The sequence below is a fragment of the Anaeromyxobacter sp. SG66 genome (assembly GCF_022690805.1).
Classification (GTDB): domain Bacteria; phylum Myxococcota; class Myxococcia; order Myxococcales; family Anaeromyxobacteraceae; genus Anaeromyxobacter; species Anaeromyxobacter soli.
The window spans coordinates 1-11,888 of the sequence record NZ_JALCZC010000123.1; the positions used below are offsets into that span (position 1 = coordinate 1).

Genomic DNA, 11,888 nt, shown 5'->3' on the forward strand with positions numbered 1-11,888 from the left:
CCGTGACCCGGGCGCTCGCCGCCGCCGCGCTCCTCGCGCTCGCCGCCGGAGCCGGCGCGGCGGAGCCGCACCGCTTCGCGCTCGTCGCGGGCGCGCCCGACGGCGGGCCCGGGACCGCGAAGCTGCGCTACGCCGAGCGCGACGCGCGCCGCATCCACGGGATCCTCACGCGCGTCGGCGGGGTCAGGCCGGAGGACGCGCGGCTCATCCTCTCCGGCAGCGCCGGCGAGCTCATGCGCGCGCTCGGAGAGCTTTCGGACCGCGCCGGCGCGGCGCGCGCGCGCGGCGAGCGCACCGTGCTGCTCGTCTACTACTCCGGGCACGCGAAGGACGGGGCGCTCCGGCTCGGGAGCGGCCGCGTGCCGTTCGGCGACCTCCGCGCCGCGCTCGAGGCCGCGCCCGCCGACGTCCGCGTGGGCCTCGTGGACTCCTGCCGCTCGGGGGCCATCGCCCGGGCGAAGGGCGTCCGCCCCGCGCCGGCCTTCGACGTCTCGGCGGCGGAGGAGGGGCCCCGCGGGCTCGTGCTCATCGCCTCGTCCGCCGGGGACGAGGACTCGCAGGAGTCGGACACCATCGGGGCGAGCTGGTTCACCCATCACCTGGCGTCGGGCCTCCTCGGCGCGGCGGACGCCTCCGGCGACGGGCGCGTCACGCTCGCCGAGGCCTACGCCTACGCGTACGCGCGCACCGTCGGCTCCACCGCCTCGAGCGCGGGGGGCGTCCAGCACCCGGTGTTCCTCTACGACCTCGGCGGCTCCGGCGATCTCGTCCTCACGGACCTCGCCCCGGTCGCAGGAGGGCTCCTCCTGCCCGCGGCCGCGGAGGGGCTCTACGTCGTGCTCGACGGCGCAGGCCGCGCCGTCGCCGAGGTGGCGAAGGGGGCAGGGGTGGAGCGGCGCGTCGCGCTCCCGGCGGGCCGGTACACCGTGAAGAAGCGGCTTGCCGACGACTCGGCGCTCCTCGTCGCGCCGGTGGCCGTGACCGGCGCCGCGCCGGCCGTCGTGGACGACGCGCGCATGGACCGGGTCCGGCTCGATCGCGACCCGCAGAAGGGCTTCTCGGGCACGCGCTGGGCCCTCCTGGCCGGGCTCGGCGCGCAGCGCTTCTTCGACCGCGCCGCGCGCGACGGGCTCTTCCCGCCCGCGGCGCTCGGCGGGCTCGAGCTCGCGGTCCGCGACGATCTCGGGCGCGGGCTCGCCTGGGGGATCGACGCCGCGCTGGGTGGCGGCGCCGGCACGCTGCGGATGCCGGGCGTCGAGCCCATCCCGGTGAAGTTCGCCGAGATCGCGGGGGGCGCCTCGCTCTGGAAGGACCTCGTCCTCGGACCGGTGGTGCTCTCGGCGGGCGCGCGGATCGGGCTCACGTTCCTCGGGCGCAGCTTCCCGGCGCGCGAGGAGCTGCCGAGCCAGACGTTCTTCACCGTGACGCCGGGGCTCGTGGGCGGCGCCGCCTGGCGCGCCTCTCCGCGCCTCGCCGCCGTGGCGCGCCTGCGGCTCTCGTACCTCTTCTACAACGTCGACGAGAACCGGAGCCTCGGGTTCGTCGAGGGGATGCTGGGGGTGGAGTATGCGCTCGGTGAATAGGCTGATCGTCCTCGCGCTCTGCCTGGGCCTCTGCGCCTGCGGCGACTACTCGACCGAGGACCTCCGGTTCCTGGCCGCCGTGCCGAGCCGCGCCGATCTGCGCGTGGAGGTCCCGCAGGACGCGGCGGCGAGCGCCGGAGCCTCGGCGCAGGTCGCGGCCTGCCCCACGCGCGCGGCCGACACGTGGCTGCGCGCCAAGCCGGAGTCGGACCGGCTGAACTCCGCGGTCGAGTTCCTGCTCGGGCTCGTGGACGTCGTCCGGCGCGAGCCGCCCTCCTGGAGGCAGGTGGACGCCCGCGGCTGGGGGCCCTTCCCCGACGGACGGCACCCGGGGCGCGAGCTCCGCGTGACGCTCCTGCGCCAGTACCCTGCGGGCCCGGAGGCGCCGCCCACGTTCGCGTACGCGTTCGACGCGCGCGTCTCCGGCGGCGGCGCCTGGACGACCGTGCTCGCCGGCTCGTTCGAGGGCGCGTCCGCCTCGCTCGGGAAGGGAACGCTCGGGCTCGACTTCGACGCGCTCTGGTCGCTCGGGATGGCCGACGCCGGCACGCCGCGGGGGCGGATGGGCGTGGAGTACGACCGCTCCGCGGAGCCGGTGCGGATCGGGCTCCTCCTCGACCAGGACGGCTTCGGCCTCGCGCAGTTCGGCTACCGCTTCGAGGGCTACGCCGACCGGAGCGGCACGTTCACCTACGCGTTCCGGAACGCCCAGGGCGACCTGCTCGTCGCGACCGCCTCCTTCGACGCGGCGGCGGCCGGGCGCGCCGCGGTGGGCTTCCGCACCGTGGCCGGGGTCACGGGCGGCTTCCGCGAGTGCTGGGATCCCGCCGCGTGCCTCGTCTACGTGGACGATCCCGCGGCGTTCAGCTGCGGAGGCGCCTGGCCCTGCTCGCTCGGCGACGTGTCGGCGTGCCCGGCGGTGCCGTCGCCGCCGTTCTGAGGACGATTCACCCTGCGTGCGAGACGGTGAGGTAGACCATCGTCTGGTTCAGGAGCTGGTAGGCGATCTCGCCGAAGGTGATCGGGCCGACGATGTCTCCGGTGGTCCTGCCCTCGAGCGACGAGTTGACGAAGTTGACGACGCAGTTGCACGAGAGGGCGACGCGCTCGGCGATCCCGGTGGGGAGCGCCGAGACGAAGGCGTCCACGTAGTCCTCGATCGGTCGGGCGTGGTGGTAACGGACCCCCGCGAACACCGGAGCGTAGAAGCGGACCTCGCCGCGGGATGGGTCCACGGACTGGAAGCTCACGTTGATCGCCGCGCCGAGGTAGTCGGCGACGAGGGGCAGGCGCGTGTCGAGGCGCGTCTCCCCGACGTACTCGGCGAAGTTGCGCTCCCGGCCGTCGATCTCCGCGAGGGTCGCCGAGAAGCCGGTCGCCGGGAAGGTGATCGTGGGCCCGGTCCCCGCCTCGAAGATGTTGAGGATCCCGATCTCCGCGCGCACGCCGGGCGGGAAGGCGACCTGCATCACGACGGCGTGGTGCTCCAGCGCCTCGGCCGTGGTGCCTTCGAACACCTTGGGCCTCGTCTTGCCGATCTCGGAGAGGTGGACCCCGGAGATCCACCCGAACAGCGGGGCGGTGGCGAACTTCTCGTACCTGGGCGCGTTCAGCGCGAACGAGAGATGCACGCGGCTCGCGTACGGAGCGATGATCACGCCCATCGAGCCCGCGGGCAGGTCCGAATACACCCGCGCGATCTCGCGCTCGTCGTAGCGGCGGATCGCGACGTACTCCGAGGGCGCGGGGAGCCGCTCGACGAAGATGCGGTGGCGATCGACCACGCCGCCTTCCTCGCTCATGAAGTACGGGATGGTCCCCCCGATCCACCTGCCCCTGGGCAGCCGGCTGAGGGGGGTCTCGTCCCCGGCGAGCAGCAGCGTCTCCCCCTCGCGGATCAGCGCCGCGACCTCGTCCACCTCGAGGAGATGCCCTTTCATCACCACGACCATATACCCGCAGTGGCGGGCTCCGCCGAACGCCAGGCGCCGGCACCGAGCGGGGTGAGCGCGTCAGGGCTGCCTTGACGGAGGGACGGGCGCGCCACGGCTGGGCGAGCGCGCCTCGCCGGCTCGCCGGACGCAGCTTTCGCCGAGACGCGGGACCTCGGAGGCATGGCAGCAGACATGAGCCTGCTCGCTCAGCAGCTCCGGCTCAGCGCGATGGAGGCGGAGGTGAGCCGCTTCCAGCGGTTCGCGAAGGACGCCCCCATCGGCATCCTCTTCATCAGCAAAGACGCCACCGTGCAGTTCGCGAACGACGAGTACCTGCGCATCGTCGGCCGAACGCGGGAAGAGTTCGAGGCCGAGCGGTTCCGGCTGGGGCCGGTGCGGCCGCCGGAGTGGCTGCACCCGGAGGTCGGCGCGCGACACGAGAGCGAGTGCGTGCGGGGCGACGGCACGCGGGTGCCGATCCTCGTCGGCCTCTCGATCCAGGAGGACGGCGTCGCTGCGTTCGTCATCGACCTCACCTCCGAGAAGTCGGCGGAGCGCGCGCGCCAGGAGAGCGAGGCGCGCTACCGCGCCATCGCCGAGCAGCTCGCGGAGGCCGATCGACGCAAGGACGAGTTCTTCGGGATCCTGTCCCACGAGCTCCGGAATCCGCTCGCGCCCATCCGGAACGCGCTCCTCCTCCTCGCGCGCGCTCCGGACGACCCGGCACGCGCCGCGCGGGCGCGCGAGGTCATCGATCGCCAGATCGGGCACCTCTCGCGGCTCGTCGACGACCTCCTCGACCTCACCCGGATCACGCGCGGGAGCATCCAGCTCGTCAGAAAGCGGCTCGATCTCGCGCGCGTCGTCCGCGACACCGTCGAGGACCACCGCGCCGGGTTCGACGCCATCGGCGTCGCGCTGATCCTGCAGCTGCCGCCGGCGCCGCTCCACGTGGAGGGCGACGAGACCCGGCTCGCGCAGGTGGTGGGAAACCTGCTCGCCAACTCGGCGAAGTTCACGCCGCGCGGCGGCGCGGTCACGGTGCGGCTCGAGGAAGGGCCGGCGCGCGCCGCGCTCCTCGAGGTCCGCGACACGGGGGAGGGGATCGAGCCGGACGTCCTCCCGCGCATCTTCGAGCCGTTCTCGCAGGCGGACCGCAGCCTCGCGCGCTCCCGCGGCGGCCTCGGCCTCAGCCTCGTGAAGCGCCTCGTCGAGCTGCACGGCGGCACGGTGAGCGCGACGAGCGCCGGCCGGGGCGCCGGGACGGAGGTCGCGGTGCGCCTGCCGCTCCTCGATCCGCCCCTCGCGGCGGCGGAGGCGGCGGCGCCAAGTGCCCCGCCGCGCGTCGCGCACGTGCTCGTCGTCGAGGACAACGCGGACGCCGCGGAGACGTTGCGCGATGCGCTCGAGCTCGAGGGGATGGAGGTCACGCTCGCGTCCGACGGCGAGGCGGGGCTCGCGGCCGCCCGGAAAAGAGCGCCGGATCTCGTCATCTGCGACATCGGGCTGCCAGGGGACCTCGACGGCTACGGGGTCGCGCGCGCGATGCGGGCCGATCCCGGCCTGCGCAGGGTCCCGCTCGTCGCCCTGACGGGCTACGTGGGCCCCGAGGACCGGGCGCGGGCCCGGGAGGCCGGCTTCGACCTCCACCTGGGAAAGCCGACCCGGCTCGCCGACCTGCTCGGTGCGATCGGCCCGCTCCTTCCGGCGTGATCGCGCGCGAGGCGCCGCGCTCGCGCGGGCCCGGCGTCAGGCTTGGCTCACCGCCGGCGACGCTCGCAGAAGCTCACGTGGAAGCGGCCGATCCGCTCCACCACCGCCTCGAGCTGCTCGACGGGCGGCAGGATGGTGGTGCGGAAGTGCCAGGTGCCGGCCTGCTGGCCGAAGCCGGAGCCGGGGACGACGCAGATGCCGGTCTCCTCGAGGAGCGCGAGGCACCACTCGGTGTCGGTCGCGCCCTCGGGCAGGGTGATCCGCGGGAACGCGTACATCGCGCCGGCCACCCGGTTGCACGAGATGCCGGGGATCGCGTCGAGGCCGCGCTCCACGATCGCGGCACGGCGGCGGAGGCTCTCGAGGACCTCGCCCCGCTCTCGCGTCCAGGTCCCATGGGACGGCTCGCCGGGCAGCGGCGGCCGGACGAGCAGGTAGGTCACGATCTGCCCGACCGAGTTCGCGCACAGCGCGATCGACTGGAGCTTCGTGATCTCGTCCATCACCGCCGGGGGCACGTTGCGGCACTCGAGGTAGCCGCCCCGGTGCCCGCACTCGCCCAGGTAGCCCTTCGAGACGGAGTGGAAGCTGAAGAGCGAGACGTCGCGGAGGCCGAGCCGCTCGAGCACGCTCGCGAACGACACGAACCGGTCGCCGGGCAGGTAGACGTTGTCCTGGTAGACCTCGTCCGCGAGCACCGCGAGCCCGCGCTCGCGCGCGAAGCGGAGCACGTCCTCCACGTTCCTCGCGTCGAGCACGGCGCCGGTGGGGTTGCCGGGGTTGATGACGCAGATCGCCCGGGGCCGGATCCCGCGGGCGCGCGCCTGCTCGTACGAGCGCTCCAGGTCGGCGAGGGAGAGCCCCCACTGCGCCGCCTCGTCCAGCGTGTACGGCACCGCCGCGCCGCCGTAGAGCGTGATGGTCGCCGAGTAGAGCGGGTACTGCGGGGTCGGGATGAGGACGCCGTCGCGGGCGTCCGCGATGAGGAGCCGGAGCACCGACTGGACACCCTTGCTCGCTCCGTCGGTGAGGAAGATCGCCTCGGGATCCGCCTGGATCCCGTCGCGGGCGTGGATGAAGTCGGCGATCGCGTCGCGCACGAAGCGGAGGCCCTTGCTCTCCGTGTAGGCCCCGAGGCCGTGCTCCGAGGCGCGGAGCACGTGCCGCGCGACCTCGACGGCGTCCGCCGGAAAGGTCCCGGCGGGCGCGCGGTCGAGCAGCTCCGGGTACTCCACGAGCGCCAGCACCTGCCGGACCCATGAGATCGGCCGCTGGCCGAGGGCCTGGGGGTTCCCGATGTTGCAGTAGATGATCTCGCGCCCCTGGCGCTCGAGCTCCTGCGCGCGGGCGACGATCGGGCCTCGGACGGCGTACTGCGCCTCGCGCACCACCGGCGCGACGTCTTCGATTCGGACGACCATGACCGCGCAGGATACGACGCCCCGGCCGGAGCTGCGAGCCCGGGTCCCTCGCCGATGCCGGCCGGTCCGTGGAGGCTGCATGACGGCGTCTCTCGGGAGGTGGCTCTCGCTCCGTCCGGCGGTCGGCACGCGAGCGCGCGGAACGGCGCCAGGCGCTGCCATCCTCCCGCAGCGCGCCGTCGCGATGCGTCATGACGGCGGGCGATCAGCACAATTTGGTCCCGGAGCAGGATTCCCCAAAATTCCGCGACCTTCTGCCGCACACAGGGCCAGCATGCCAGGGCGGCACCAGGGACGATCCCGGAGACCATCCATGAACCTGTCTCGACGGCAGTTCCTCAAGCTGACCACGTCCGGAATCGGCGCTACCAGCCTGGGCGCCCTCGGCTTCGCGCCGGATCGCGTCCTTGCCGACGTCCGCAACTTCAAGCTCGCCTCCACGACGCAGACGCGGAACACCTGCCCGTACTGCTCCGTCGGGTGCGGCATCCTCATGTACGGGCTCGGAGACCGCTCGAAGAACGCGCGCCTCCGGCTGGTGCACATCGAGGGAGATCCGGACCACCCGGTGAACCGCGGCACGCTCTGCCCCAAGGGCGCGAGCCTGCTCGACTTCGTGAACAGCCCGCACCGGCTCAAGTTCCCGGAGTACCGCGCGCCCGGCTCGAGCGAGTGGCAGCGCGTCACCTGGGAGTGGGCGCTCGACCGGATCGCCCGGCTCATGAAGGACGATCGCGACAAGAACTTCATCGCGAAGAACGCCGCCGGCGTCCCGGTGAACCGCTGGACCAGCGTCGGGATGCTCGCCGCGAGCGCGTCCTCGAACGAGTCGGGATACCTCACCCACAAGGTGTTCCGCGCGATGGGGATGACCGCGCTCGACAACCAGGCACGTGTCTGACACGGCCCCACCGTGGCCGGTCTGGCCACCTCGTTCGGCCGTGGCGCGATGACGAACCACTGGGCGGACATCAAGAACGCCAACGTCATCATCGTGATGGGCGGGAACCCCGCCGAGGCGCACCCGTGCGGCTTCAAGTGGGTGACCGAGGCGAAGGCGCACAACAAGGCGCGGCTCATCGTGGTGGACCCGCGCTTCACGCGCACCGCCGCCGTCGCCGATCAGTTCGTGCAGATCCGCCCCGGGACGGACATCGCGTTCCTGGGCGGCGTCATGAACTACCTGCTCTCGAACGACGCCATCCAGCACGACTACGTCAAGGCGTACACGAACGCGTCGTTCATCGTCCGCGCCGACTTCACCTTCGACGACGGGCTCTTCTCCGGCTACGACGAGGCGGGCCGCAAGTACGACAAGGCGAGCTGGACCTACGAGCTCGGGCCGGACGGCTTCGCCAAGGTCGATCCGACGCTCCAGGATCCGCGCTGCGTCTACCAGCTCCTGAAGAAGCACTACTCCCGCTACACGCCCGAGATGGTCTCGTCGATCACCGGGGCGAAGCAGGAGGAGTTCCTCCAGGTCTGCAAGACCATCGCGTCCACCGCGCCCGCCGACCGGACCATGACGAGCCTCTACGCGCTCGGCTGGACCCAGCACTCGGTCGGCTCGCAGAACATCCGCTCGATGGCGATGATCCAGCTCCTGCTCGGCAACATGGGGATGGCGGGCGGCGGGGTGAACGCGCTGCGCGGCCACTCCAACATCCAGGGGCTCACCGATCTCGGCGTGCTCTCCGACCTGCTCCCGGGCTACCTCACGATCCCGAAGGAGACGGACAAGGACCTCGACGCCTATCTCGCGCCGCGCACCCTGAAGCCGCTGCGCCCGGGGCAGATGAGCTACTGGCAGAACTACCCCAAGTTCTTCGTCTCGCTGCAGAAGGCGTGGTGGGGCGAGGCCGCGACGAAGGAGAACCAGTTCGCCTACGAGTACCTGCCGAAGCTCGACAAGCTCTACGACCTCCTCGCGGTGTTCGACCTCATGCACCAGGGGAAGGTGAACGGGTACATCTGCCAGGGCTTCAACCCGCTCGCCTCGGCGCCGAACAAGGCCAAGGTGATCGACGGGCTCTCGAAGCTCAAGTTCCTCGTGGTGATCGACCCGCTCGTCACGGAGACCTCCACGTTCTGGAGGAACGCGGGCGAGTTCAACCCGGTCGAGCCCTCCAAGATCGAGACCGAGGTGTTCCGGCTGCCGTCCACCTGCTTCGCCGAGGAGGACGGCTCGCTCACGAACTCGAGCCGCTGGCTGCAGTGGCACTTCAAGGGGGCGGAGCCGCCCGGCGAGGCGAAGACGGACCTCGAGATCGTCGGCGAGCTCTTCGGCCGGATCCGCCGGCTCTACGCGAAGGAGGGCGGGACGTTCCCGGATCCGATCGTCAAGCTCACCTGGCCGTACGCCATCGCCTCCGCGCCGTCCGCCGAGGAGGTGGCGCGCGAGTACAACGGCTGGGCGCTCGCCGATCTCCCCGACCCGAAGGACAAGACGAAGATCCTGGTGAAGCGCGGCGACCAGCTCACCACGTTCGGCCAGCTCACCGACGACGGCTCCACGGCGGCGGGCTGCTGGATCTACACCGGCAGCTACACCGACAAGAACAACATGGCCCGCCGCGAGACGGCCGATCCGAGCGGGCTCGGGCTCGCCCCGGCGTGGGCCTGGGCCTGGCCCCTGAACCGGCGCGTCCTCTACAACGCCGCCTCCTGCGATCCGACCGGCAAGCCCTGGGACCCGCGCCGCACGCTCGTGAAGTGGAACGGCGAGAAGTGGGTCGGGGCGGACGTGCCGGACTTCAAGGTGGACCAGCCGCCCGAGTCGGGGATGGCGCCGTTCATCATGAACCCCGAGGGCGTGGGGCGGCTGTTCGGCGCGGACAAGATGGCGGAGGGTCCGTTCCCCGAGCACTACGAGCCGTTCGAGAGCCCGCTCGCGCGGAACCCGATGCACGAGAAGCCGGTCGCGAGCACGAACCCGGCCGCGCGCATCTACGCCGAGGACAAGGCCGCGCTCGGGACGGCGGAGCACTTCCCGTACGCCGCCACGACCTACCGGCTCACCGAGCACTTCCACTTCTGGACGAAGCACGCGCGCATCCCCGCCGTGCTGCAGCCCGAGCAGTTCGTGGAGATCGGCGAGGCGCTCGCCAAGGAGAAGGGGATCCGCGACGGCGAGCGGATCAAGGTGCGCTCGAACCGCGGCGAGATCGTGGCGAAGGCGGTGGTCACCAAGCGCATCCGGCCGCTCACCGTGGCGGGCAAGACGGTCCACACGGTGGGGATCCCCATCCACTGGGGCTTCGAGGGGCTCACGAAGCCGGGCTACCTCGCGAACACGCTCACCCCGTTCGTCGGCGACGCGAACGTCCAGACCCCCGAGTTCAAGGCGTTCCTCGTGAACGTCGAGAAGCTCGGCGTGGCCTAGAGGAGGCGGCCATGGCGCTCGAATCGCTCGACATCCGCCGCCGCTCAGCGAGCCAGACCCGGGCCCCCGACGTACGGGAGCGCCTCGAGGTCGCGAAGCTCATCGACATCTCGCGCTGCATCGGCTGCAAGGCCTGCCAGGCCGCGTGCATGGAGTGGAACGACCTCCGCGACGACGTCGGCCAGCTGGGAGGCTCGTACGACAACCCCATCGACCTCACCGACCGCACGTGGACGGTGATGCGCTTCTACGAGGAGGAGATCGCCGACAAGGGCCTGCAGTGGCTCATCGTGAAGGACGGCTGCCTCCACTGCGCGGACCCCGGCTGCCTCAAGGCGTGTCCGGCGCCCGGCGCGATCGTGCAGTACTCGAACGGCATCGTCGACTTCCAGCAGGACAACTGCATCGGCTGCGGCTACTGCCAGACCGGCTGTCCCTTCAACATCCCGCGCTACGGGGTCAGGGACGGCAAGGCCTACAAGTGCACGCTCTGCTCGGATCGCGTGGCGGTCGGGCTCGAGCCGGCCTGCATCAAGACCTGCCCGACCCAGGCGCTCAGCTTCGGGGCGAAGCAGGACATGATCGACATCGCGAATGCTCGGCTCGTGGACCTGAAGGAGCGCGGCTTCGACAAGGCGGCGGTCTACGACCCGCCGGGCGTGAGCGGCACGCACGTCGTCTACGTGATGCCCCACGGCGACCCGGCGCTGTACCGGATGCCGCGCGAGGCAAGCATCTCGCCCCTCGTCTCGCTCTGGCGCAGCGGGTTCGCCCGGACGCTCGGGGTGCTCACGATGGTCTCGGTCGTCGTGGCCGGGTTCTTCCACTGGATGAAGGTCGGGCCGGTCGATCCGGACGCTCGGCCGCCGCGCGAGGGGGAGTAGGCCATGGCGACCGAGATGCATCCGGGCACGCAGCACGAGTTCGCGACCACGCGGCCGCCCGACGCGGTGCAGCGCTACTCCACCGGCGAGCGGCTCACGCACTGGGCCGTGGCGCTCGCCTACGTCGTGCTGTTCCTCTCCGGCCTCGCGCTGTTCCACCCGTTCTTCTACTGGATCTCGCTCTGGTTCGGGACGCCGACGTTCATGCGGATCCTGCACCCGTTCATCGGGGTCGCGCTCGCGATCCTGTTCTTCGCCTACGCGGCGCGGCTCTGGCGCGAGAACCTGTTCTCCCCGGCCGACCGGCAGTGGCTCCGCCGGATGTTCGCGTACATGAACGGCCGCGAGGAGGCGCGCGTCGAGGGCAAGTACAACGCCGGGCAGAAGGCGATGTACTGGTCGATGGTCGCGATGGTGGTCGGCCTGCTCGTGACGGGGATCTTCATCTGGCGCCCGTACATCGCGCCGTCGATCCCGCTCCTCGGCCGCCGCATCGCGTCGGTGATCCACGCGATCTTCGCGTTCATCATGTTCGTCGGGATCGGCATCCACATCTACGCGGCCGTCTGGACGCGCGGGTCGATGCGGGCGATGACGCAGGGCTGGGTCACCCGCCGCTGGGCCCGCTACCACCACCCGGGCTGGTACGACAGGGTCGCGCGCGGCCGGGAGACCGTGCGTTGAGCCCCGCCGCGCTCCCGATCACGCCGGGCGACGCGCCGCCGCCGCTCCGGTTGCCGGAGCCTCCGCTCCTCTTCCGCGCCCGGGCCGAGCGGCTCGAGGCGCTCGCGAGCGGCCACGCCGCGGGCGACTGGCTCCGCTTCCTCGCGCGGCTCGCGCGCGGACAGGACCGGGCGGTGCGAGCGGTCCCCTCGGGCGTGATGCCTCGCCCCGGCGGCGACGGCCCGCCGCTCGCGCAGGCCGCCGCGCGGCGCGATCCCGCCTGGCGCGCGATGCTCGCCGCCGTGCTC

General features: G+C 72.1%; 9 protein-coding genes. 7 read left to right on the forward strand and 2 right to left on the reverse strand.

Annotation, left to right across the window (positions count from 1 at the left end; genetic code table 11):
- Both MNZ39_RS21010 and MNZ39_RS21015 read left to right on the forward strand, forming a co-directional pair.
- Positions 1-1,583, forward strand: a 1,583-nt coding sequence (locus tag MNZ39_RS21010; protein ID WP_255840973.1) for a caspase family protein, incomplete at its 5' end; no start/stop codon positions are given.
- Complete coding sequence (locus tag MNZ39_RS21015) at positions 1,576-2,523, forward strand: hypothetical protein (RefSeq protein ID WP_242341059.1); 948 nt, start codon at positions 1,576-1,578, stop codon at positions 2,521-2,523. The genes MNZ39_RS21010 and MNZ39_RS21015, both read left to right, overlap by 8 nt.
- A gap of 7 nt (positions 2,524-2,530) precedes the next feature.
- Here MNZ39_RS21015 and MNZ39_RS21020 read toward each other — a convergent pair whose 3' ends face one another.
- Complete coding sequence (locus tag MNZ39_RS21020; RefSeq protein ID WP_242341060.1) at positions 2,531-3,523, reverse strand: hypothetical protein; 993 nt, start codon at positions 3,521-3,523, stop codon at positions 2,531-2,533.
- 186 nt (positions 3,524-3,709) lie between these two features.
- On the opposite strand from MNZ39_RS21020, the gene MNZ39_RS21025 reads away from it, so the two are divergent.
- Positions 3,710-5,230 carry an ATP-binding protein gene (locus MNZ39_RS21025; protein ID WP_242341061.1) on the forward strand — a complete coding sequence of 507 codons (1,521 nt, stop codon included), beginning with the start codon at positions 3,710-3,712 and terminating at the stop codon, positions 5,228-5,230.
- A 47-nt stretch (positions 5,231-5,277) separates the two neighbouring features.
- Here the strand turns inward: MNZ39_RS21025 and MNZ39_RS21030 are convergent, their stop codons facing one another.
- On the reverse strand, positions 5,278-6,651 hold the full coding sequence (locus MNZ39_RS21030; RefSeq protein WP_242341062.1) for an aminotransferase class I/II-fold pyridoxal phosphate-dependent enzyme: 1,374 nt from the start codon (positions 6,649-6,651) through the stop codon (positions 5,278-5,280).
- Between the two features lie 313 nt (positions 6,652-6,964).
- Here MNZ39_RS21030 and fdnG point away from each other — a divergent pair, with 313 nt between their 5' ends.
- The 4 genes from fdnG to fdhE all read left to right on the forward strand — a co-directional run.
- A complete protein-coding gene (gene fdnG / locus MNZ39_RS21035; protein WP_242341063.1) occupies positions 6,965-10,033 on the forward strand; it encodes a formate dehydrogenase-N subunit alpha in 3,069 nt (1,022 codons plus the stop codon).
- Between the two features lie 11 nt (positions 10,034-10,044).
- On the forward strand, positions 10,045-10,917 hold the full coding sequence (gene fdxH, locus MNZ39_RS21040) for a formate dehydrogenase subunit beta (protein ID WP_242341064.1): 873 nt from the start codon (positions 10,045-10,047) through the stop codon (positions 10,915-10,917).
- 3 nt (positions 10,918-10,920) lie between these two features.
- Positions 10,921-11,601 (forward strand): formate dehydrogenase subunit gamma, encoded by a 681-nt coding sequence (locus tag MNZ39_RS21045; protein ID WP_242341065.1) that lies wholly within the window; start codon positions 10,921-10,923, stop codon positions 11,599-11,601.
- A partial coding sequence (fdhE, locus tag MNZ39_RS21050; RefSeq protein ID WP_242341066.1) for a formate dehydrogenase accessory protein FdhE occupies positions 11,598-11,888 on the forward strand: 291 nt, incomplete at its 3' end. The genes MNZ39_RS21045 and fdhE, both read left to right, overlap by 4 nt.